We start from the raw sequence: 21,842 nt of genomic DNA, 5'->3' as shown, positions 1-21,842 counted from the left end.
TGACAACTCCGTCGCGACGCGCGGGAGTCGGGGTCAGGAGAACCGGAAGAGCTGGGACGTGGAGCCGGGCGAGCAGGTGGTGACCGCGAGGGTGCTGCCGCTGCCGGTGTCGGTGAGGCAACTCTGCACGCCGTAGCCGAACTTGAGCTGGAAGGTGCCCGAACCGGCATCCGTCGCGTACCAGTTGGTCATGTCGCCGTAGGAGCTCGCCCCCGCCAGTTCGGCGATGTTCGGGCTGCCGGCGTAGCGGGCGCCGAGGCTGACGCCGCTGCCGCTCTTGCAGGCGGTGAAGGTGGTGACGCCGGTGCCGTCGGTGCTCCTGATCCAGCCGTAGGAGGTGTTGCTGCCCGACACCACGGGGACGCCCGCGCTCAGGGCGGCCGAGCCCAGGCCCGCGGCCTGACCGGTGCCGACGTTGACCAGCCGGCCCCAGCCGCTGCCGCCGCAGCCCGCGGCCGGGCCGTTGGCGGTGGGCTTGCTGGTGGCCGGGGCGGGCTGGGCCGGGTTGGCGTTGCCGCCACCGCCGCCGCCCGCGCCGCCGCTGTTCGAGCCGCCGGAGCTGCCCGTGCCGCCGCCGGAGGTCCCGGTGCTGCCGCCGCCGGTGGTGGTCGAACCGCCGCTGCCCGTACCGCCGTTGCCGGTGTTGGCGCCGGGGGCGGGTGCGCCGCCGGGCGGGACGGGGTTGCCGGCCTGGTCGGTGGCCGGCGGGGCCGAGGACGGCGGCGGCGTGGCGCTGCCCTGTACGGTGCCGGAGGCCTGGCCGCTCGGCGCGGAACCGGACGCGGACGGGGAACCGGCTTGGGGGTCCTGGGACTTGGCGGCCACGCCGCTCTCCGCCCGGTGCTGCCAGGGCAGCAGGTCGAACTGCTGGGCCGTCACCCCGCCGCCGGTGACCAGCACGATCGGGAGGACCAGGGTGACCAGCCGCCGCCGGCCGCCGCGTTCGGCCCGCGCGGGCACGGTGGCGGCGTTGGGGTTGGCGTTGGCGGGGACGGGGGCCGGGGCGGGGACGGCGGGCGGGTTCTCGTCCGGCCCGGCGAGGGCGACGACGGCGCCCAGGCCGGCCGGGGTGGACATCGCCTGCCGGGCGGCGGCGGCCATCGCCGCGGCGTCCGGGTAGCGGTCGCCGGGCTGCTTGGCGAGCGCCCTGGCGACCACGGCGCGCACCGGTGCGGGCACCGTCCCCGGCAGCTCCGGCACCGGCTCGCGGACGTGCTTGAGCACCACCTCCAGCGGGGTCTCCCCGCTGAACGGCGGCTTCCCGGCCAGCAGTTCGTACAGCACCACGCCGACCGAGTACAGGTCGGACGCCGCCGAGGCGTCCTTGCCCTCGGCGCGTTCCGGGGCCATGTACAGGGCGGTGCCGATCACCGCGTGGGCGGTGGTGATCCGGGTGTCGGCCAGGGTGCGGGCGATGCCGAAGTCGGTGACGGTGACCCGGCCGTCCTGATCGATCATCAGGTTGGACGGCTTGATGTCGCGGTGCACGATGCCCTGCTGGTGGGCGGCGTGCAGGGCGTCCAGCATCTGCGCCGTGATGTCCAGCGCCCGGTCCGGCGGGAAGCTGCCGCGGCCCTTGGCCTTGTCCAGCGGCCGGCCGGACAGCAGCTCCATCACGATGTACGCGATCTTCGCGGACGGATCGGAGACGTCCTCGCCGTAGTCGTGGATGTGCACCACGCCGCGGTGGCTCATCGCGGCCAGCACGGTCGCCTCGCGCCGGAAGCGGGCCGCGAAGACCTCGTCCTCCATCAGCGCCGGAAGCACGATCTTCACCGCGACCTGACGGCCCAGCACCCGGTCCTCGGCCCGCCAGACCTCGCCCATGGCGCCGCTGCCGAGCCGCTCGGTGAGGGCGTAGCGGCCCCCGAGCACGGTCCCCCGACCCCACATGTCCCGCATCCCCCGAGCATGTTGTACGACTTGTCAGCAGAGAGTCTGGCTGCCCGGACGGCCGATGGGAAGTCGGTCCGGTCCGCGCACCCCGGCTCGCCGCGGTGACTCTACACGGCACCTCGGAACGTCTGTTCGGGCGGCGCGTTGGTACTGACGTACGGTCAGGAGCCCCACCTGCCCGCCGGATCCGGAGGAACGCCGCAGTGCCCGACAACCCCATCGACTTCACCACCGGACGGCCCGGGACGCGGCCGCTGGACGTCACCTGGAACCACGGCTCGCCGTCGGCCAAGCACAACACCGACCCCGACCTGCAGGTGTACGCGCACGACGAGCACACCGTGATCCTGCGGCAGAACATGGCCGTCAACTACGAAGCGCCGTTCCTGTACCTGCTGTTCGGCAACGAGCGGGCCGTACTGATCGACACCGGGGCCACCGCCGAAGCCGCGTACCTGCCGCTGCGGCGGACCGTCGACGAGCTGATCGACGCCTGGCTCGCCCGCCACCCGCGGGAGGACTACCGGCTGCTGGTGGTGCACACCCACGCGCACGGCGACCACGTCGCCGGGGACGGGCAGTTCGCCGGCCGGCCCGGCACCGAACTCGTCCCCGCCGGGAAGGACGTCGCCTGGCCGTGGTTCGGCTTCGGCGCCGACCCGGAGGCCGTCGCCCGGATCGACCTCGGCGGGCGGGTGCTGGAGTGCCTCGCCACCCCCGGGCACCACGCCGCCTCGGTCACCTACTACGACCCGTGGAGCGGCTTCCTGCTCACCGGCGACACCGTCTACCCCGGCCGGCTCTACATCGAGGACTGGGCCGCGTTCGCCCACAGCATCGACCGGATGATCGACCTCGCCGAACGGCGGCCCGTCAGCCACGTCCTCGGCTGCCACATCGAGATGTCGGTGAAGCCCGGCGTCGACTACCCGATCCGCTACACCTACCAGCCGTACGAAGCCCCGCTCGAACTCGCCGTCGCCCACCTGTACGAGATCCGCGGGGCGCTCGCGGCGGCCGGCGGAGAACCGCGGCGGGTGGTGCTGCCGCGGTTCATCCTCTGGCCCAGCGAGTGACCTGACGGCCCGTCGGTCGGCCCGGCCGTGCGCGGGCCGACGGGTGGTCAGCGGCGTAGGCGGGCGTCCTCGGCGAGGGACTCCACCAAGGCCTCCACCCGCTCGGGCGGCAGGCCGCGGGAGACGAACCAGGCCCCGACGTTGCGGACGTCCCGCTCCAGGAAGGACAGGCCGCGCGGGTTCGCCACCACGTCCACGATCTGCGGCACGTCGATGATCACCAGGCGGCCCCGGTGCACCAGGATGTTGTACGCCGAGAGGTCGCCGTGCGCGTAGCCGTCGTACGCCAGCAGGGACAGGCTCCGGCCCAACTGCGCCCACAGGTCCTCGACATCGGCCTCCTCGGCGCGCAGTTGGGCCAGCCGCGGGGCGGCCGCGCCCGACTCGTCGCCGACGAACTCCATCAGGATCTCGGTGCCGGTGATCTGCACCGGGTACGGCACCGCGACGCCCGCCGACCACAGGCGGCACAGCGCGGCGAACTCGGCCGCCGCCCACTGGCCGGCGATCGCCTCCTTGCCGAACGCGGTGCGCTTCGCCATCGCCCGGCTCACCCGGGACTCCTTGTGCTGGCGGCCCTCCAGGTAGCCGGAATCGCGGTGGAACATGCGGTGCTGGGCATCCCGGTAGCGCTTGGCCGCCATCAGCGTCCGACGCTCGGTGCCCGGGACGGCGCGCTCCAGCAGGAAGACGTCGGCCTCCTTGCCGGTCTTCACGATGCCCAACTCGGTGTCGACCGCCGCGAGTTCGGTGACCACCCAGTCGGGGCGCGGCTCGGGGCCCTTCTCGGTGGGGGTGGACTGGTCCCACGTCGACCAGCGGTCGCCGACGGCCGGGCCGTCGGAGACGCTCGGGGTCTCCTCGTCCCAGCCCTCGGAGTCGGACTCGGCCTCGGGCTCGAACTCGGGCGCGTCGGTGGGGAAGTAGAGGTACTCGGGCTCGGCGTCGTCGAAACGGTCGGCCTTGCGGCCGCGACGGGAAGCGCCCTTGGGGCGGATACGGGAGAAGGACTCGCTGTCGGCAAAGCGCTCGCGCACTGCGGTGGCTCCTGGGGAGTGGCCCACCGGGGCGCGGAGTGACGCGCTGTCAGCCGGTGGGAAGAAGACGGGAGGACTCGTATGGCGCGCAGGCGAAAGCGCGCCGCGACACGGCGGCAACCATCCTGACCACACCTCCTCTCGACCCACTCCCGCACGAACGCATGCGGAAGGACGGGGACAACCCTAGCGGGCGCTTCGGTGGATGCAAGGGATTTATTTCGGGCCCGGCTTCGAGAGGGCGCGACACGTGGCGGGGGCGATCTGGTCGCCGAAGGCGTGGTGCGGGTGCCGTGGAGGGGCGCGCCGTGGGGCGGGGGTTTCGGAGGTACGCGCGAGCTGGCCGGCGGGGGGTGGTTGCTCGCGCAGTTCCTCGCGCCCCTGGCGGGGCGTGGGCGCGTTGAGTGGGCGTGGTGAGTGGGCGGTAATGTTCGGTATTGGTGGCGTGATGGGGAGTGATAGGGAAGGATGCGGCGTGCGGCAGGAGTTCTATTCCGTTGAGGATGTGGCCGGGTTGTTGGGGCTGCATGTGAAGACCGTCCGGGGCTACGTGCGGGACGGGAAGTTGAAGGCGACGCGGATCGGGAAGCAGTACCGGATCGCGCGGGGGGAGGTGGAGGCGTTCACCGGGGGAGGGGCGGGGCGGCGAGCCCTTCGCGGGTGGAGGTCTCGGCGGTGGTGCAGGTGGACGGGGTGGGGCGGGGGGACGCGGATCGCCTGGTGACGGCGGTGCTCGCGGCGGCCGGGGCGTGGTCGGGGGAGTCGCGGCCGCTGTGGGTGCAGGCGGTGCGGGACGAGTCGCGGAGCGCCTTGCGGTTCGTGGTGCTGGGTCCGCCGCGGCGGGTCGGGGATGTGCTGGGGATGATCGAGGAGCTGACGGGAGACGTGCGGTGACGGTGGTTCAGGAGCTGGGCGGGGTCCAGGTGATGGTGTGCGCGGCGGAGGGGGAGCCGGTCGCGGGGGAGCAGGACGCGGTGGACCTGCTGGGGAACGCGTACTACCAGGGGGCGTCCTGGGTGGCGGTGCCGGTGTCGCGGCTGGGGGAGGAGTTCTTCCGGCTGCGCAGCGGCGTCGCGGGCGGGGTGGTGCAGAAGTTCGCGCAGTACCGGATGGGTCTCGCGGTGGTGGGTGACGTCTCGCCGCAGGTGGAGCGGTCGGACGCGTTGCGGGACTTCGTGCGGGAGAGCAACCGCGGCCTGCAGCTGTGGTTCGTCGCGGACCTGGCGGAGCTGGCCGAGCGCTTCGCCGGCTGAGGCCGCCGAGGCGAGCGGGGGCTGAGGCGAGCGCGGGCTGAGGCGGCCGAGGGGCAACTCGGAGGTTATGCGGGTCAGTTGATCCGGCCGGGAGGGGTTCCGGCGTGAGGTGACATGTGCAATTGTACATGTCACCGGCCGCCGAGCGGTGTCTCGACGGTCTCCCACCCCTCCGCCGCGCCCCCTACGCGCGGCGTCATATCGGCCCGGAGGCCCCCACGTGCGAACCTTCCGGATATCGCTCGCGTCCCCCGCGCGAACGTTGAGTCTGCTGCTCTCCCTCTGTCTGGCCCTCGGATTCCTGGCCGCCTTCGTGCCGGGCGCCCGGGCGGCCGCCGCCCCCGCCGGTGACCGGTCGGCGAAGCCCGCGAAGGCGTCGAAGTCGGCGCCGCGCAGCTCCGCCGAGTCCGAGCGCCGCAAGGACTCCGACCGCGAGGTGCGGGCGGACGCCAGCAAGAGCCCGCCGCTGCTGTCCGGCGGCGAGCCGGCCGCACCGGCGGCCAAGTCCCTGGCGGCGGCCGCCGCCTGCAACATCGCCGACTTCACCGGGAAGACCGGCAGCGCGCTGGTCACCCAGATCAAGTCCGCCAGTTCGGAGTGCGTCAACACCCTGTTCCAGCTCAAGGGGAACGACGCGAAGCTGGCGTTCAACGAGTCGCAGATGGTGACGGTGGCCAACGCGCTGCGCGACGTCTCCGCCAACTACCCCGGCGACAACTCCACTTCGGCGCTCCAGATCGTGCTGTACCTGCGGGCCGGCTACTACGTGCAGTGGTACAACCCGGACGTGGTGGGCACCTACGGCAGCAGCCTCAAGACCGCGATCGAGGGCGGCCTGGACCGGTTCTTCGCCTCCTCGCACTCGCAGGACGTGAGCGACGTCAACGGCCTCACGCTGGGCGAGGCCGTCACCCTGATCGACAGCGCGGCCGAGAACGCCCGCTACCTGTCGGTGGTGAAGCGGCTGCTGAACGCCTACGACAGCAGCTACGACTCGAACTGGAACATGCGCAACGCCGTCAACGCCGTGTACACGGTGCTGTGGCGCGGCCACCAGAACAGCGACTTCCTGCCCGCCGTGCAGGCCGACCCGAGCGTGCTGGACGCCCTGCAGGCGTTCGCCACCCGCAACAACGCGCTGCTCGGCGGCGACAGCGACTTCATCGTCGTCAACTCGGGCCGCGAGCTCGGGCGCTTCCTCCAGTACCCGGCGATGCAGGCCAAGGTCCGGCCGCTGGTGAAGAGCCTGCTGGACCAGAGCTCGATCACCGGGCGCACCGCCACCATGTGGGCGGTCTCCGCCGAGATGACCGACGCCTACGACAAGGCCAACTGCGCCTTCTACGGCACCTGCGACCTGCCGAGCCGCCTGAAGGCCGCGGTGCTGACGGTCAACTACACCTGCAGCCCCAGCATCAAGATCATCGCCCAGGCGCTGACGGCCGATCAGCTGAACACCGCCTGCACCAGCCTCAAGGGCCAGGACGCCTTCTTCCACGGCGTGACCCGGGACAAGGGCGCGGTCGCCAACGACAACAACTCCACCATCGAGGTGGTGGTGTTCCACTCCAGCAACGACTACAAGCTGTACGCCGGCACCATCTACGACATCTCCACCGACAACGGCGGCATGTACCTGGAGGGCAAGCCGGACGCGGCCGGCAACCAGCCGCGGTTCATCGCCCACGAGGCCGAGTGGCTGCGTCCGGACTTCCAGATCTGGAACCTCAACCACGAGTACACCCACTACCTCGACGGCCGGTTCGACATGTACGGCGACTTCGACGCCGGCATGACCACCCCGACCGTCTGGTGGGTCGAGGGCTTCGCCGAGTACATCTCCTACGCCTACCGGGGCGTCGAGTACACCGACGCGATCGCCGAGGCGGGGAAGCACACCTACGCGCTGTCCACCCTGTTCGACACCACCTACGACAACGCCGACCAGACCCGGGTCTACAACTGGGGCTACCTGGCCGTCCGTTACATGCTCCAGTCGCACCGCGCCGACATGGACGCCGTGCTCGCCAAGTACCGCGCCGGCGACTGGAACGGCGCCCGCACCATCCTGAAGACCACCATCGGCACCCGCTACGACGCCGACTTCAACGCCTGGCTGACCGCCTGCAACGGCGGCAACTGCGGCGCCCCGACGGTGCCCACCCTCCCCGAGTGCACCGGCGCCGACACCCGCCAGCTCGGCCAGAACTGCGGCCGCTCCAACCTCGCCGCCACCGTCCAGAACTACCAGTACTTCTACCTGTGGGTGCCGGCCGGCACCACCAGCCTGACCATCACCGCCACCGGCGGCACCGGCAACGCCGACCTGTACTACAACGGCAGCAACTGGGCCACCACCGGCTCCTACAACGCCAAGTCCACCAACAGCGGCAACAGCGAGACCCTGACCATCAGCAACCCGCCCGCGGGCTACAACTACATCAGCCTGTACGCCCAGCAGGGCTTCGACGGAGCGTCGGTCAGCACCTCGTTCTGACCCCCGCCGAACCGAACGGCCCGGCCCACCCACCGGTGGGCCGGGCCCCGGCGCGTTCCGGGATGGGAGATCATGGAGGGTCGAGCACCCAGTACCGAGGAGCCACCCGTGGCCGAGATCGTCCTGTTCCACTCCGCGTACGGCCTGCGCCCCGCCGTGCACCGGGCCGCCGACCGGCTGCGCGCCGCCGGGCACACCGTGCACACCCCCGACCTGTACGAGGGCCGCACCTTCGACGAGCTGGAGGAGGGCATGGCGTACCGCGACGAGGTCGGCAACGACGAACTGCTGCGCCGCGCCGTCACCGCCGTCGCCCCGCTGCTGCCCGCCGAGAACGGCCTGGTGTACGCAGGGTTCTCGCTCGGCGGCTCGCTCGCGCAGAACCTGGCCCTCGCCGACGAGCAGGCCCGCGGCCTGCTGCTCCTGCACGGCACCTCCGACCTGCGCGAGGACGCCGCCACCGGCATCCCGGTGCAGCTGCACGTGGCCGAGCCGGACGCCTTCGAGTCCGAGGACTGGCTGAACACCTGGTACCTGCTGATGACCCGGGCCGGCGCCGACGTCGAGGTGCACCGCTACCGCGGCGCCGGGCACCTGTACACCGACCCCGAGCTGCCCGACCACGACGCCGAGGCGACCGAGCGGACCTGGGCGGCCGCGCTGGACTTCCTCGCCGAGCTGGACCAGCAGCAGGGCTGACGCCGGGTCAGGCGGAGAAGACCACCGTCCGGGCGGTCGCGGCCGGCTCCAGGAACGCCAGCAGCCGTTCCCCCTCCGCGACCAGCTCGGGCCGGGCGCCGTGCTCCACCAGCGGGCTCAGGGTGAGCTGCGCGGCGCCCCGGGTGCAGCTGTGGCTCCACGTCCCGGCGACCAGGCCGTCCACCAGGTAGGAGGCCAGCAGGGTGCCGTTCACCGCCCGGTAGACCTGCGGCAGCAGGTCGGCGGGCAGCATCCGGGTGCGGTCGGCGTGCGAGAGCAGCGCGGCGTCCCACTTCGGCAGGAAGCGCACCGGCAGGGTGCGGTCCGGGTCGCCGGGCGGCGGGGCGTCGGGCAGGTCCAGCAGCTCCCGGCCGTCCTCCGCCCGGTACGCCGTCAGCCCGCCCAGCTCGGCGAGCGCCGGGTCGAGCCGGCGCAGCGGCAGGCCGGTGAAGTGCGCGGCGTCGGCCCGCGAGGCCGGCCCGAACGCGGCCAGGTAGCGGCGCACCAGCCGGGCGGTGGCGGCCGGCTCGGGCGGCAACTCGCCGGGCCACAGCACCAGTTGCGGCTTCCCGTGGGAGCGCCAGTGTCCGGACGGGGCGACGTGCACCAGCGGCAGCAGCGCCCGCGCGTAGTGCAGCAGGTCCTCGGTGCGGACCCGGCCGCCGGACAGCTCCGCCACCCGCTCCCGCAGCTCCTGCGCGCTGCGCGGCACGGCGGTGAACTCCCGCAGTCCGGCCGCCAGTCGCTCCTCGTCCAGGCCGGCGGTCCGGTGCCGGCCGCGCAGCGAGGTCAGCCACTGGCGGCGCCAGGCGGCGGCCAGGTGGCCGTAGTCCTCGCCCGGCACCAGGTGCAGGGTGCCGCGCATCAGCGTCGACTTCACCACGCTGCCGTCGAGCAGCGCCGCGTCCAGCTCGGCGGTGGTGAAGCCCGGCAGCCGCGACCAGAGCGCCAGGTGCGGCGAGGGCGAGTACTGCGCCTGCAGGGCGGCCAGCCGGCGCACGCCCTCGGCGGCGGGCATCGGCGTGCCCCGGTCCAGCAGTTGCCGCTCGAAGTACCGGACCGTCAACTCCCGGTCGGACAGCGTGCGTTCGGCGGGCATCGCCGGATCCCCTCTCGTCGCCGTCGGCCCCCGGGCGCGGGAGCCGACGGCGGGCACTGTAACAACCCGTCAGGACAGGCCGGGCGGCTGCGCGGGCGGGGCGGGCGGGGCGGGCGGCGGCGGGGGGTAGGCGTACGCGGCGCCGGGCTCGGCCGCGGGCTGCTGCGGCCGGTCCACCGGCGGGTGCTGCGGCTGCTGCCGGGGCGGCGGCGGGGTGTGCGGCTGCTGCCCGGGGTACGGCGGCTGGTACCCCGCCGCCGGGGCGGGCGGCTGGTGGGGCACGCCCCAGCCGGACTGCAACGGGGGCCGGTTCCCGTACGGGCCGGCCACCGGCGTCGACGGCTCCCGGCCGGCGACCGCCACCAGCGCCACGACCAGCGCGATCAGGACGTTCACCACCATGGTCGCGGAGAGCAGCGTCCAGGCGAAGCCCCGGTCCAGCAGGACGTCCGAGTCGCGGATCAGCAGGGTGATCAGGCCGGTCGCCGCGATGTAGCCCTTGAGGCCGCAGGCGACGACGGCGCCGGCCCTGGCCCACGGGCGGCGGCCGAACGCGGCGAAGGCCAGCACCAGCGAGGCGACCACCAGCGCGGTGTCGAGGCCGGTGAACATGACCGGGGCGGGCACGAAGTACTGGGCGTCGAGCGGCACGCCGAGCGCGATCGGCAGGTAGTGCACACCGGCCTGGCTCAGGTCGTAGCCGAGGATCGCGAGTTCCACGACGACCTGGATCAGCAGCAGCACGCCGATCCCGGGCAGTCCGCGGGCCCCGGCGCGCGGCGCCGGCGGCGGTGGTTGGACGAAGGCCATGGCGGGTCCCCTCCCGTAACCGTCTGGTGGTCGGAGGTTAGCGCCTCCATGCCTGCGGGGGGAGCGGGTCGGCAGGGACTAGACTCGGACCCGCGATCCCGGAAGCCGTGGTCCGAGCCCAGGTGGTGGCTCGGACCATACGCGTTTCAGCCCCCTTCAGGACCCCGGAGGCCCCGCCTTGAGCGACCAGCCGTACGCGCACCTGCACGTCCACACCGAGTACTCGATGCTGGACGGTGCCGCCCGGCTGAAGCAGCTGTTCAAGGAGGTCGAGCGGCTGGGCCAGAGCCACGTCGCGATGACCGACCACGGCAACATGTACGGCGCGGCCGAGTTCCACAAGCAGGCCACCGCCGCCGGCATCACCCCGGTGATCGGCATCGAGGCGTACGTCGCGCCGGACTCCCGGACCAACACCAAGCGCGTGCTGTGGGGCCAGCCGCACCAGAAGAAGGACGACGTCTCGGCGTCCGGCGCGTACACCCACAAGACCATCTGGGCCCGGAACAAGGAGGGCCTGCACAACCTCTTCAAGCTGACCTCCCGCTCCTACGCGGAGGGCTGGCTGGTGAAGTGGCCCCGGATGGACAAGGAGATCATCGCCGAGCACGCGGCCGGCCTGATGGCCACCACCGGCTGCCCGTCCGGCGAGGTGCAGACCCGGCTGCGGCTCGGCCAGTTCGACGAGGCGGTCCGCTCGGCTGCCGAGTACCAGGAGATCTTCGGCAAGGAGAACTACTTCCTGGAGCTGATGGACCACGGCCTCGACATCGAGAAGCGGGTCCGCGACGGCCTGGTCGAGATCAGCCGGAAGCTGAACATCCCGCCGGTGGTCACCAACGACTCGCACTACACCACCGAGGCCGACGCCGGCGCCCACGACCTGCTGCTGTGCGTGCAGACCGGCAAGAACCTCTCCGACCCGGACCGCTTCCGGTTCGACGGCACCGGCTACTACATCAAGTCGGCCGCCGAGATGTACGGCCTGGACTCCTCCGACATCTGGCAGGAGGGCTGCCGCAACAGCCAGCTGCTGGTCGCCCAGCGGGTCGACACCACCGGCATGTTCGAGTTCAAGAACCTGATGCCGCGCTTCCCCATCCCGGAGGGCTTCGCGTCCGAGGCGGACTTCTTCAAGTCCAAGGTCTGGGAGGGCATGGACTGGCGGTTCCCGAACGGCTACGACGACGAGCACAAGAAGCTCGCCGAGTACGAGATGGACACCATCATCCAGATGGGGTTCCCGGCGTACTTCCTCGTGGTCGCCGACTTCATCATGTGGGCCAAGAGCCAGGGCATCGCGGTCGGCCCCGGCCGAGGCTCCGCGGCCGGCTCGCTGGTCGCCTACGCGATGGGCATCACCGACCTCGACCCGATCCCGCACGGCCTGATCTTCGAGCGCTTCCTCAACCCCGAGCGCATCTCCATGCCCGACGTCGACATCGACTTCGACGAGCGCCGGCGCGGCGACGTGATCCGCTACGTGACGGAGAAGTGGGGCTCCGACAAGGTCGCCATGATCGTCACGTACGGCACCATCAAGGCGAAGGCCGCCATCAAGGACTCCTCGCGGGTCCTCGGCTACCCGTACGCGATGGGCGACCGGATCACCAAGGCGATGCCGCCGGACGTCATGGGCAAGGGCATCCCGCTGTCCGGCATCACCGACTCCTCGCACCCCCGCTACGGCGAGGCCGGCGAGATCCGCGGCCTTTACGAGAACGACCCCGACGTCCGCAAGGTGATCGACACCGCGCGCGGCATCGAGGGCCTGATCCGCCAGCCGGGCGTGCACGCGGCCGGCGTCATCATGTCCGCCGAGCCGCTCACCGACCACATCCCGGTGTGGACCCGGCACACCGACGGCGTCACCATCACCCAGTTCGACTACCCCACCTGCGAGGGCCTCGGCCTTCTCAAGATGGACTTCCTCGGACTGCGCAACCTGACGATCATGGACGACGCCGTCAAGGCGATCGAGAAGAACAAGGGCGTCAAGATCGAGCTGCTCCAGCTGCCGCTGGACGACAAGCCCGCCTACGAACTCCTCGCCCGCGGCGACACGCTCGGCGTCTTCCAGCTCGACGGCGGCCCGATGCGCTCGCTGCTGCGCCTGATGAAGCCCGACAACTTCGAGGACATCTCCGCCGTCCTGGCGCTGTACCGGCCGGGCCCGATGGGCGTCAACTCGCACACCAACTACGCGCTGCGCAAGAACGGCCAGCAGGAGATCACCCCGATCCACCCGGAGCTGGAGGAGCCGCTGCGGGAGATCCTGGAGCCGACCTACGGCCTGATCGTCTATCAGGAGCAGGTGCAGAAGGCCGCGCAGATCCTGGCCGGCTACTCGCTCGGCCAGGCCGACCTGCTGCGCCGCGCCATGGGCAAGAAGAAGAAGGAGATCCTGGAGGCCGAGTTCGTCCCCTTCCAGAAGGGCTGCCGCGAACGCGGCTACTCGGACGCCGCGATCCAGGCCGTGTGGGACGTGCTGGTGCCGTTCTCCGGCTACGCCTTCAACAAGGCGCACACCGCCGGCTACGGCCTGGTCTCCTACTGGACCGCCTACCTCAAGGCCAACTACCCGGCCGAGTACATGTCGGCGCTGCTCACCTCGGTCAAGGACGACAAGGACAAGTCCGCGGTCTACCTCAACGAGTGCCGCAAGATGGGCATCCAGGTGCTGCCGCCGGACGTCAACGAGTCCGACGCCGACTTCACCCCGCACGGCAGCGAGACCGTCCGGTTCGGGCTGACCGCGATCCGCAACGTCGGCGGGCCGGTGGTGGAGTCGATGATCCGCACCCGCAGGGCCAAGGGGAAGTACGCCTCGTTCCCCGACTTCCTCGACAAGGTCGAGGCCGTGGTCTGCAACAAGCGCACCGTCGAATCCCTCATCAAGGCCGGCGCGTTCGACTCCCTCGGCCACACCCGCAAGGGCCTGACCGCCCAGTTCGAGCCGATGATCGACAACGTGGTCAGCATCAAGCGCAAGGAGGCGGAGGGCCAGTTCGACCTCTTCGGCGGCGACAGCGTCTCCGACGAGCCGAGCTTCGGCCTGGACGTGGTGTTCTCCGAGGAGGAGTGGGAGAAGTCCTTCCTGCTCACCCAGGAGCGCGAGATGCTCGGCCTGTACGTCTCCTCGCACCCGCTGCACGGCATCGAGCACGTGCTCGCCGACAAGGCGGACTGCGCGGTCGCCGACCTCGCCGAGCGCCCCGACGGCGCCATCGTCACCATCGGCGGCATCATCTCCGGCCTCCAGCGCAAGATGACCAAGCAGGGCAACGCCTGGGCGATCGCCACCGTCGAGGACCTGGCGGGCTCCATCGACTGCATGTTCTTCCCCGCCAGCTACCAGCTGGTCTCCTCCCAACTGGTCGAGGACGCCGTGGTGTTCGTCCGTGGCAAGCTCGACAAACGGGAGGACGTGCCGCGGCTGATGGGCATGGAGCTCTCGGTGCCCGACCTGTCCAACGTCGGCGCGCAGCTGCCGATCGTGATCACCGTGCCGGAGAACAAGCTCACCCCGCCGATCGTCGGCCGGCTCGGCGAGGTGCTCACCCACCACAAGGGCAGCACCGAGGTGCACGTCCACCTGCGCGGGCGGACCAGGACCGTGGTGCTGCGCCTGGACCGGCACCGGGTGAAGTCCGACCCCGCGCTGTTCGGCGACCTCAAGCAGCTGCTCGGCCCGAGCTGCCTGGCCGGCTGACCCGGAGGCCCCCGCCGCACCGCGGCGGGGGCCTCCACTGCTGACGCCCGGTCAGTACTCCTTGACCACCACGGTCTTGCCGACCTTGTCGTGCAACGCCTGCTGCAGCGGCTTGTCCCACAGCTGCCACAGGCCGTTCAGCAGGGCGACCAGGCCGCCGACGACCGGAACCAGGATCGGGCCGCCCCAGACCCCGGCGCGGGTCCAGATCTCGTTGTCGGTCGGACGGCCGCCGTGGGCCAGGCTGACCACCCGCAGCTTCATGACCTTCTTGCCGACGGTCTGGCCGTGCTGGGTGAGCATCATCGCCGCGTCGTAGCCGGCGTAGACCACCGCGATCAGCAGGTAGTAGACGAACAGGCTCGGCGCGATCGAGAACACCACGGCGATCGGGATCAGCAGCACCGCCCAGTCGATCAGGCGCGCCAGGAAGCGGTCGCCGAACGAGGCCAGCACCCGGGTGCCCGGCGCCGGCTGCATGCCGGGCGGCGGGGTCGGGGCGAGCCAGCCCGGCCACTGGGCCTGCGGAGCGCCGTAGCCCGGCTGCCCGTAGCCGGGCTGGGCGCCGTACCCCGGCTGCTGCTCGCCGTAGCCCGGCGGCGGGGGCGGCGGCGTCGGCGCGCCGTAGCCGCCGCCGGCCGGGGGCTGCTGCTGGCCGTACGGGTTCTGGCCGTACGGGTCCTGAGGCCCGTAGCCAGGAGGGGTGTTGCTGCTCATGCGTCCGACTCCAGGTCAACTGTTGGGGATGCTGGAGCCGTTGTACCCGGTTGAGGGCAGACTGTGTAAGACCATCCGACAATCGTTACTCAGTGCCAGCCGTAACGGTGCCTCAACGAGTCGACGACCAGCTGGAAACGGGCCCGGTCCAGGGCACAGGCCTCGCGCCGCATCCCGCCGTCGTGCACCCGGAACACCCGGTCCAGGGCGACCCAGGAGTCCCGGCCGCTGCGGTCCCACGGCCCGGCGCCGAGCGGCACCCAGTCCGGGTCGCGGTCGTGGCCCTTGCTGGACAGCATCACCGTCAGCAGCGTGCCGGCCCGCTCCCGGGCCACCACCAGCACCGGACGGTCCTTGCCGCGGCCGTCGTTCTCCTCGAACGGCACCCAGGTCCAGACGATCTCGCCCGGGTCCGGGTCGCCGTCGTGGTCCGGTGCGTACTCGGTGCGCACGCCGCGGACCCGCTCGGCCTCGATCTCCACCGTGGCAGCCGTGCCGAACCGGCCGGGCTGCTCCGTCTGCTCGTTCAACTCATGCATGGCGGAAGGCTATCGACCGGTTCAAGCCCCCCGGTCGGGGCCGGTCAGCTGGGCGTCGTAGAGGCGCTGGAGCAGCCGGTTCAGGCGGGTGCGGTCGGCCGGCGGCAGCGCGGCCAGGAAGCGGTCCTGCTCGGCGGCGGCCGCGGCGGCCAGGCCGTCGGCCAGGGCGCGCCCGTCGGCGGTCAGCGCGACCACCCGGCGGCGGCCGTCGGTGTCGTGCGGGCGGCGCTCCAGCAGCCGGCGGTCCGTCAGGCCGTCGAGCACCGACACCAGGTTGCGGGCGTCCACGGCCACCAGTTCGGCCAGCCGGCCCTGGCCGACCGGCCCGTGCCGCCCGAGCGCGACCAGCACCGCGTACTGGGCCTGGGTCAGCCGGTGCTCGCCGAGGAAGGCCGTCCAGGAGCGGGCGGTGAGCGAGCCGAGCCGGGCCAGCAGGAAGCCGGTGCCGCGCTCCCAGGCCGGGCGGTCGTCTGTCATGCCGCCAGCCTAGACGGCCGGTGATCGACATGATCCATGTCTTTTGGTAGACATGTCGCATGTCGATCGAACTGAGGCGCCGTCAGGTGCCCGTTGGCGAACTCTCCCTGCACGTCGTGGAATCCGGCGACCCCGACGGCCGGCCCTTCCTGCTGCTGCACGGCTGGCCCGAGTCCTCCCGCAGCTGGCGGCCCGTGATGGCCGCGGCCGGCCGGGACGCCCGCCTGCTGGCCGTCGACCTGCCCGGCATCGGCCGCTCCACCGGCTCCACCGGCGGCTCCAAGCGGCGGATCGCCGCCGCCGTGCACACCCTGATCGGCGAACTCGGCCTCACCGGCGCCACCCTGGTCGGCCACGACGCCGGCGGCATGGCCGCCTACGCCTACCTGCGCCGCCACGACGCCGTCGACCGGGTGGTGGTGATGAACACCGTGCTGCCCGGCGTCGCCCCCTGGGAGCAGGTGCTGCGCAACCCGCACATCTGGCACTTCGGCCTGCACGCCGTCCCCGACCTGCCCGAGCTCCTGGTCGACGGACGCCAGCAGGCGTACTTCGACCACTTCCGCCGGGTGCTGTCCGCCGACCCCGACCGGATCACCCCCGGGTCCCGCGCCGAACAGGCCGCCGCCTACCGCGAACTGCCGCAGCTCACCGCCGGGTTCGACCTCTACCGGGCCCTCGCGCAGGACGCCCGCGACAACGCCGACTCGGCCGCCGCCGGCCCCGTCGACACCCCGCTGCTCTACCTGCGCGGCACCCGCGAACCCGTCGACCTCGACGCCTACGCGGCCGGCCTGCGGGAGGCCGGGGTGCGGGCGCTCAGCACCGGCCTGATCGAGGGCGGCGGGCACTTCATGCAGGAGGAGCGGCCCGCCGAAGTCTGGCACGCAGTGCGGGAGTTCGCCGAAAGCTGACGGGCCGTCAGGCCGTCCGCAGCTCGGCCGGCACCGCCGTGTGCAGGGCCGCCGCGAACGCCGCCACCGCCGGGTGCGCCGCCGCGCCCGCACGGAACGCGGTGCGGGTCCGGCGGTAGACCGGCAGGCGGGTCAGCGACACGCCCGGCGGGCAGTCGCCGGTGCCCAGGTGCGGCACCAGCGCCACGCCCTGGCCGACCGCCACCAGCGCCAGCTGGGCCGCGAAGTCGTCCACCCGGTGCCGGATCCGGGGGCTGAACCCGGCGGCCTGGCAGGCCCGTTGGGTCATCTCGTGGCAGAGCGTGCCGGCCGGGGCGGTGATCCACGGGCTGCCCCGGTGGTCGGCGAGCGTGCCGGGGGAGCGGGCCGCCAGGTACAGCGGCTCGGCGAACACCGGGCCGGTCAGCGCGATGCCCTCCTCCGGCTCGCCCGGCACCAGGTCGTACTCGTGCACCAGTGCCAGGTCGAGCTCGCCCGCGCGCAGCGCCGCCGCCACCGCCGCCGGGTCCACCTCGCTCACCATCGCCTCCAGCTCCGGGTGTCGGGAAGCCAGTTCGGCGAGCGCGGCGGGCACCAGGGCGCGCACCGCGGACGGGTAGGCGCCGATCCGCAGCGGGCCGGCCAGGCCGCGGCGGGCGTGCGCCAGCTCGGCGTCCGCCCGCTCCAGCAGCTCCAGCACCGCCTCGGTGTGCCGCACCAGGTTCCGGCCCGCCGGGGTCAGCGCCACCCGCCGCCCGGTCCGCTCCAGCAGCGGCACCCCCGCCTCCCGCTCCAGCACCGACAGCTGCTGGGACACCGCCGAAGGACTGAACGCCAGGGCCTCCGCCACCGCCGCGATCGTCCCCAGGTGGGCCAGTTCGCGCAGCAGCCGCAGTCGTCGCACATCGAGCATCGGCCCAGCTTATGAGAAGCATCGGAAATGTGAACTGGACCCGCACGGTCGGCGCCCGGCACGCTTCCCCCATGGAACTCCACGGCATCCACGTCCCGCTGGTCACGCCCTTCACCGCCGACGGCGCCGTCGCCCTCGACGCCCTGGAGCAGCTGGCCCGCGACAGCCTGGACGCCGGCGCCGCCGGACTGGTCGCCCTCGGCACCACCGGCGAACCCGGCTCGCTCACCGACGCCGAACAGGACGCGGTGGTCGAACTCTGCCGCCGCGTCACCGCCGAGCACGGCGCCGTGCTCACCGTCGGCGCCGGCCACGGCGGCACCGCCCGCACCGCCGAGGCGCTGGGCCGACTGGAGGGCCGGGCCGACGCCGCCCTGGTCGCCGTCCCCGCCTTCGTCCGCCCCGGCGAGGCCGGGGTGCTCGCGCACTTCCGCGAGCTGGCCGCCGGCAGCCCCGTGCCGCTGGTGATCTACCACATCCCGTACCGCACCGGGCAGCCGCTCGGCGCCGGCGCCCTGCTGGAGCTGCTGGCGCTGCCGCAGGTCGCGGGCCTCAAGTACGCGCCCGGCGGCCTCGACGAGCAGACGATCGCGCTGCTGGCCGCCGAACCGCGCGGCGTCATGGCGGGCGACGACCTGTTCCTGTCCCCGCTGCTCGCGCTCGGTGCCGACGGCGGCATCCTCGCCTCCGCGCACCTGGAGACCGCCCGCTTCGTCGACCTGCACCGGGCCTGGGCGGACGGCGACGTGCCGCTGGCCCGCAAGCTGGGAGCCGAACTGGCCGAGGTGTCCCGGGCCGCGTTCGCCGGACCCAACCCGACCGCGCTCAAGGCCCTGCTGCACCGGGCCGGCCGCATCCCCACCCCCGCGGTGCGGCTGCCGCTGCTCGCCCACCACTGACCCGCCCGACGGGAGAATTTCCGGCCCGGACGCGGCCGGACCGGAGGGATTGCCGCGCCGGACGGCAGAAGTTCACGCCTTGGGACGGCACCGCGCGCACCCCCTCTGACAAGGCATGATTGCTGGGAAACACGTAGGAGGAGGAGACGGATGAAGGTCGGCATCGTAGGAGCCACCGGTCAGGTCGGCGGCGTGGTCCGCGAGATCCTGGCGGAGCGCGACTTCCCTGTTCAGGAGCTGCGGCTGTTCGCCTCGGCCCGCTCGGCCGGACGCACCCTGCCGTGGAAGGACACCGAGGTCACCGTCGAGGACGCCGCCACGGCCGACTACCGCGGCCTCGACATCGTGATCTTCTCCGCCGGCGGGTCCACCTCCAAGGCCCTCGCCCCGAAGGTCGCCGAGGCCGGAGCCGTCGTCATCGACAACTCCTCCGCCTGGCGCCGCGACCCCGACGTCCCGCTGGTCGTCGCCGAGGTCAACCCCGCGGCCGTCGCCGAGCGCCCCAAGGGCATCATCGCCAACCCCAACTGCACCACGATGGCCGCGATGCCCGTGCTGCGGCCGCTGCACGACGAGGCCGAGCTGGTCTCGCTGGTGGTCTCCACCTACCAGGCGGTCTCCGGCTCCGGCCTGGCCGGCGTCTCCGAGCTGCACGAGCAGGCCCGCAAGGTCGTCGACGGCGCGACCGCGCTGGTGCACGACGGCGCGGCCGTCGAGTACCCCGAGCCGGGCGTCTACAAGCGGCCGATCGCGTTCAACGTGCTGCCGTTCGCCGGCGCGCTGGTCGACGACGGCAGCAACGAGACCGACGAGGAGCAGAAGCTCCGCCACGAGAGCCGCAAGATCCTCGGCATCCCCGGGCTCAAGGTCTCCGGCACCTGCGTGCGCGTCCCGGTCTTCACCGGCCACTCGCTCCAGGTGAACGCCCGCTTCGCCCGCCCGATCGGCCCCGAGCGCGCCACCGAGCTGCTGGCCGACGCCCCCGGCGTCGTCCTCACCGACATCCCCACCCCGCTCCAGGCCGCCGGCCAGGACCCGAGCTACGTCGGCCGGATCCGGGTGGACGAGACCGTCGACAACGGCCTGTCGCTGTTCCTCTCCAACGACAACCTGCGCAAGGGCGCCGCGCTCAACGCGGTGCAGATCGCCGAGCTGGTCGCCGCCGAACTGCGCGGCTGACGCTCCACCGGGACGGGCCGCCGGGGCAACTCCCCGGCGGCCCTTCCGCGTTCACTGCCCGGGGTGCACCGGCTCCGCGTCCACCTCGACCGGGATCTCGGCGGAGACGGCCGCCCCCGTCCACTTGTCGCCCGGCGCGAACCACTGGTACGCGCCCGACAGCCGGGCCGGCATCTGCATCGACACCCGGCCCTCGCCGTCCGTGCCCGCCGCCGACAGGGTGGTCCAGGTGTCCGAGCCGGCCGGCCGGAACTGCAGGTACACCAGCGTGCCCGGCTGCGGCACCCAGTCGTGCTCGTCCCACATCGCGCGCCGCAGCCGGGCCTGCACCTGGACAGCGTCGCCCGAGGCCGCGCGGGCCGGGGCGGACACCTCGTCGAATCCCGCCGTCCGCTTCAGCGAGAAACCGCCCGCCGACTTCGACACGTAGCGGTCGCCGTCGCCGGCGCGGATCCGCAGGTCCACGAACCAGGTGCCGGCCTGGTCGTCGAACAGCACCCGGGAGGTCGCCGCCGCCGTCGCCTCGCCCGTGCAGCGGCTCACCGTGCCGGTGGCGTCCAGCGGCACGCACGTCATCGGGCCGACCTTGAGCGTCGCGTAGTTCGGGCCCCACAGGCCGATCGGATCGACCGCGCGGATGCCGGACCGGTCCGTCGCCGTCACCTCGACCGGGAACGTCCGGGTCTCGGTCGGGCCCAGCTCCACCGTGCGGCCGCCGTTGACCACCACCGACACCAGCGCGGTGTCCCCGCGGGACGTCTCCGGAACGGTCGCGGGCACCAGGACGAGGGCGACCGCGCCGACCGCCGCCACTCCGCACAATGCCACCGCACTCTTCCGCACGATGTCCCAGTATCCAGGGTCGCGGCGGAACCCCCGGGCGCGGTTCGCGGAGCGAACGACGGGTAAAGGAGTGCGCAACGGTGGCCGGACCGCCGGGCGGCCCCCACCGCCGGGCACCGGGCCGAGGAGGAGGTGCCGGAGATGGACCGCTGCGTCGTCCTGGTCGACGCGGGCTACGTGCTGGGCGCCGCCGCCAGCCTGCTCGCCGGAGAACCCGGCCGGTCACGGATCGCCGTCGACCACCCGGTGCTGATCGGCGCCCTGCGCGAGCGCGCCGAGGAGGAGACCGGGCTCCCGCTGCTGCGGATCTACTGGTTCGACGCCGCGATCGACCGCAGACCGGCGCCCGAGCACCGCCGCCTGCGGGTGCTGCCCAGGGTCACCGTCCGGCTCGGCGCCCTCACCCGGGCCGAGGGCCGCTGGGTGCAGAAGGGCGTGGACGCCGCCATGCACGCCGAACTCAGCGAACTCGCCCGCAACCACGCCTGCGCCGACGTGGTCCTGGTCACCGGCGACGGCGACCTGCTGCCCGGCGTCGCCTCCGCCAAGGAGCACGGTGTCGCCGTCCACCTGTGGGCGCTGGAGGCCGCCGACGGCGACTTCAACCAGTCCGAGGAACTCGTCGGCGAGGCCGACGAGCGCCGGGTCCTCGACCGCGCCTGGATCGAACGCTGGGCCCGCCCCCGCGAACCCGTCACCCCCGTCACCGCGGTCGCGCCCGTCGCCGTCCTGCCCGCCCCGCCCCGGCCCCGCGCCGCGGCGGCGGCCGCCGCGGCCGCCGCCCCCGCCCCGTTACGGGTCATCCCCACCCCCAAGGACCTGGCCGGCCGCACCCCCGTACCCGTCGTCCCGCCTGCCGCCGCGCTCGGCGGACCGGTGCTGCGCTGGTCCTCCGACCGCGGCTGGCTGGACCGCGCCGACACCGCCACCGCCGCCGACGCGCTGCCCACCCTGGACCGCCTCACCACCGCCGCCCAGCGCTGGGCCGACCGCGAGGAGGACCTCACCAGCGTCGGCGGAGACCCGCAGGAGGTCGGCCAGGTCTTCGCCCGCCGCTGGCTCGACCGCCTCGGCCCCGCCGACCGGCCCGCCCTGCTGTGGACCGACCACCCGCGCATCCCGCACCGCCTCGACGGCGAACTGCTGCGCTACGCCGCCCGGTTCGGCCTGCTCGCGCACAAGGAGGACCAGATCGACGAGCAGGACCGGTACGCCATCCGCGAGGGCTTCTGGAAGGAACTGGCCGCCCGCGTCCCCGACACCCGGCAGCCCCAGGGGGCGCTGGAGGACAGCTGACCGCACG

20 protein-coding genes are annotated in these 21,842 nt (G+C 72.8%); 11 read left to right on the top strand and 9 right to left on the bottom strand.

Annotation, left to right across the window (positions count from 1 at the left end; genetic code table 11):
* Window positions 1-33 precede the first annotated feature (33 nt).
* Entirely contained in the window at window positions 34-1,893 is a 1,860-nt protein-coding gene (locus tag KCH_RS37125; protein WP_051652934.1) for a serine/threonine-protein kinase, read from the bottom strand.
* A 206-nt stretch (window positions 1,894-2,099) separates the two neighbouring features.
* Here KCH_RS37125 and KCH_RS10045 point away from each other — a divergent pair, with 206 nt between their 5' ends.
* Complete coding sequence (locus KCH_RS10045; protein WP_063750137.1) at window positions 2,100-2,972, top strand: MBL fold metallo-hydrolase; 873 nt, start codon at window positions 2,100-2,102, stop codon at window positions 2,970-2,972.
* A 47-nt stretch (window positions 2,973-3,019) separates the two neighbouring features.
* Here the strand turns inward: KCH_RS10045 and KCH_RS10040 are convergent, their stop codons facing one another.
* Window positions 3,020-4,009, bottom strand: coding sequence for a serine protein kinase RIO (locus tag KCH_RS10040; RefSeq protein WP_084223425.1), 990 nt, complete (start codon window positions 4,007-4,009; stop codon window positions 3,020-3,022).
* 205 nt (window positions 4,010-4,214) lie between these two features.
* Here KCH_RS10040 and KCH_RS46570 point away from each other — a divergent pair, with 205 nt between their 5' ends.
* The 5 genes from KCH_RS46570 to KCH_RS10020 all read left to right on the top strand — a co-directional run bounded on the left by KCH_RS46570 (window position 4,215) and on the right by KCH_RS10020 (window position 8,458).
* On the top strand, window positions 4,215-4,733 hold the full coding sequence (locus KCH_RS46570) for a helix-turn-helix domain-containing protein (RefSeq protein ID WP_341865369.1): 519 nt from the start codon (window positions 4,215-4,217) through the stop codon (window positions 4,731-4,733).
* Window positions 4,670-4,903 (top strand): hypothetical protein, encoded by a 234-nt coding sequence (locus tag KCH_RS44280; protein WP_244305742.1) that lies wholly within the window; start codon window positions 4,670-4,672, stop codon window positions 4,901-4,903. The genes KCH_RS46570 and KCH_RS44280 overlap by 64 nt, the downstream gene beginning before the upstream one ends.
* Before the next feature lie 32 nt (window positions 4,904-4,935).
* A complete protein-coding gene (locus tag KCH_RS10030; RefSeq protein WP_051653920.1) occupies window positions 4,936-5,262 on the top strand; it encodes a DUF4180 domain-containing protein in 327 nt (108 codons plus the stop codon).
* A 268-nt stretch (window positions 5,263-5,530) separates the two neighbouring features.
* On the top strand, window positions 5,531-7,759 hold the full coding sequence (locus tag KCH_RS10025; RefSeq protein ID WP_425268892.1) for a M9 family metallopeptidase: 2,229 nt from the start codon (window positions 5,531-5,533) through the stop codon (window positions 7,757-7,759).
* A gap of 72 nt (window positions 7,760-7,831) precedes the next feature.
* Window positions 7,832-8,458 carry a dienelactone hydrolase family protein gene (locus KCH_RS10020; RefSeq protein WP_051652933.1) on the top strand — a complete coding sequence of 209 codons (627 nt, stop codon included), beginning with the start codon at window positions 7,832-7,834 and terminating at the stop codon, window positions 8,456-8,458.
* A 7-nt stretch (window positions 8,459-8,465) separates the two neighbouring features.
* On the opposite strand, the gene KCH_RS10015 is transcribed toward KCH_RS10020, so the two are convergent.
* Both KCH_RS10015 and KCH_RS37120 read right to left on the bottom strand, forming a co-directional pair.
* Window positions 8,466-9,557: a winged helix DNA-binding domain-containing protein gene (locus tag KCH_RS10015; protein ID WP_035861611.1), complete on the bottom strand. Its 1,092-nt coding sequence runs from the start codon at window positions 9,555-9,557 to the stop codon at window positions 8,466-8,468.
* Between the two features lie 69 nt (window positions 9,558-9,626).
* The gene (locus KCH_RS37120) at window positions 9,627-10,367 is read right to left on the bottom strand and encodes a hypothetical protein (protein ID WP_051652932.1); all 741 of its coding nucleotides are present in this window, start codon (window positions 10,365-10,367) and stop codon (window positions 9,627-9,629) included.
* A gap of 178 nt (window positions 10,368-10,545) precedes the next feature.
* Between KCH_RS37120 and dnaE the strand changes: the two genes are divergently transcribed.
* Window positions 10,546-14,079, top strand: a complete 3,534-nt coding sequence (gene dnaE / locus KCH_RS10005) for a DNA polymerase III subunit alpha (protein WP_035861607.1) — start codon at window positions 10,546-10,548, stop codon at window positions 14,077-14,079.
* 51 nt (window positions 14,080-14,130) lie between these two features.
* Here dnaE and KCH_RS10000 read toward each other — a convergent pair whose 3' ends face one another.
* The 3 genes from KCH_RS10000 to KCH_RS09990 form a co-directional block, all read right to left on the bottom strand.
* Window positions 14,131-14,796: an RDD family protein gene (locus KCH_RS10000; RefSeq protein ID WP_035861604.1), complete on the bottom strand. Its 666-nt coding sequence runs from the start codon at window positions 14,794-14,796 to the stop codon at window positions 14,131-14,133.
* 89 nt (window positions 14,797-14,885) lie between these two features.
* Complete coding sequence (locus KCH_RS09995) at window positions 14,886-15,335, bottom strand: type II toxin-antitoxin system PemK/MazF family toxin (protein ID WP_035861601.1); 450 nt, start codon at window positions 15,333-15,335, stop codon at window positions 14,886-14,888.
* A gap of 21 nt (window positions 15,336-15,356) precedes the next feature.
* Window positions 15,357-15,812 (bottom strand): MarR family winged helix-turn-helix transcriptional regulator, encoded by a 456-nt coding sequence (locus tag KCH_RS09990; protein WP_051652931.1) that lies wholly within the window; start codon window positions 15,810-15,812, stop codon window positions 15,357-15,359.
* A gap of 59 nt (window positions 15,813-15,871) precedes the next feature.
* On the opposite strand from KCH_RS09990, the gene KCH_RS09985 reads away from it, so the two are divergent.
* Window positions 15,872-16,726 carry an alpha/beta fold hydrolase gene (locus tag KCH_RS09985; RefSeq protein ID WP_035861596.1) on the top strand — a complete coding sequence of 285 codons (855 nt, stop codon included), beginning with the start codon at window positions 15,872-15,874 and terminating at the stop codon, window positions 16,724-16,726.
* Between the two features lie 7 nt (window positions 16,727-16,733).
* Here KCH_RS09985 and KCH_RS09980 read toward each other — a convergent pair whose 3' ends face one another.
* Entirely contained in the window at window positions 16,734-17,618 is an 885-nt protein-coding gene (locus tag KCH_RS09980; RefSeq protein WP_035861594.1) for a LysR family transcriptional regulator, read from the bottom strand.
* Window positions 17,619-17,689: 71 nt separating this feature from the next.
* Here KCH_RS09980 and KCH_RS09975 point away from each other — a divergent pair, with 71 nt between their 5' ends.
* Window positions 17,690-18,517: a dihydrodipicolinate synthase family protein gene (locus KCH_RS09975; RefSeq protein ID WP_035871396.1), complete on the top strand. Its 828-nt coding sequence runs from the start codon at window positions 17,690-17,692 to the stop codon at window positions 18,515-18,517.
* A 150-nt stretch (window positions 18,518-18,667) separates the two neighbouring features.
* The gene (locus KCH_RS09970; protein ID WP_035861591.1) at window positions 18,668-19,696 is read left to right on the top strand and encodes an aspartate-semialdehyde dehydrogenase; all 1,029 of its coding nucleotides are present in this window, start codon (window positions 18,668-18,670) and stop codon (window positions 19,694-19,696) included.
* A gap of 51 nt (window positions 19,697-19,747) precedes the next feature.
* Here KCH_RS09970 and KCH_RS09965 read toward each other — a convergent pair whose 3' ends face one another.
* Entirely contained in the window at window positions 19,748-20,524 is a 777-nt protein-coding gene (locus KCH_RS09965; protein WP_157031978.1) for a hypothetical protein, read from the bottom strand.
* 156 nt (window positions 20,525-20,680) lie between these two features.
* On the opposite strand from KCH_RS09965, the gene KCH_RS09960 reads away from it, so the two are divergent.
* Window positions 20,681-21,835 (top strand): NYN domain-containing protein, encoded by a 1,155-nt coding sequence (locus tag KCH_RS09960; RefSeq protein ID WP_035861585.1) that lies wholly within the window; start codon window positions 20,681-20,683, stop codon window positions 21,833-21,835.
* The last annotated feature ends 7 nt before the right edge of the window (window positions 21,836-21,842 follow it).

The sequence above is a fragment of the Kitasatospora cheerisanensis KCTC 2395 genome (genome assembly GCF_000696185.1).
GTDB classification, from domain to species: Bacteria; Actinomycetota; Actinomycetes; order Streptomycetales; family Streptomycetaceae; genus Kitasatospora; species Kitasatospora cheerisanensis.
The sequence above is the reverse complement of the archived record's forward strand: the minus strand, read 5'-3'. Positions and strand labels throughout refer to the sequence as shown.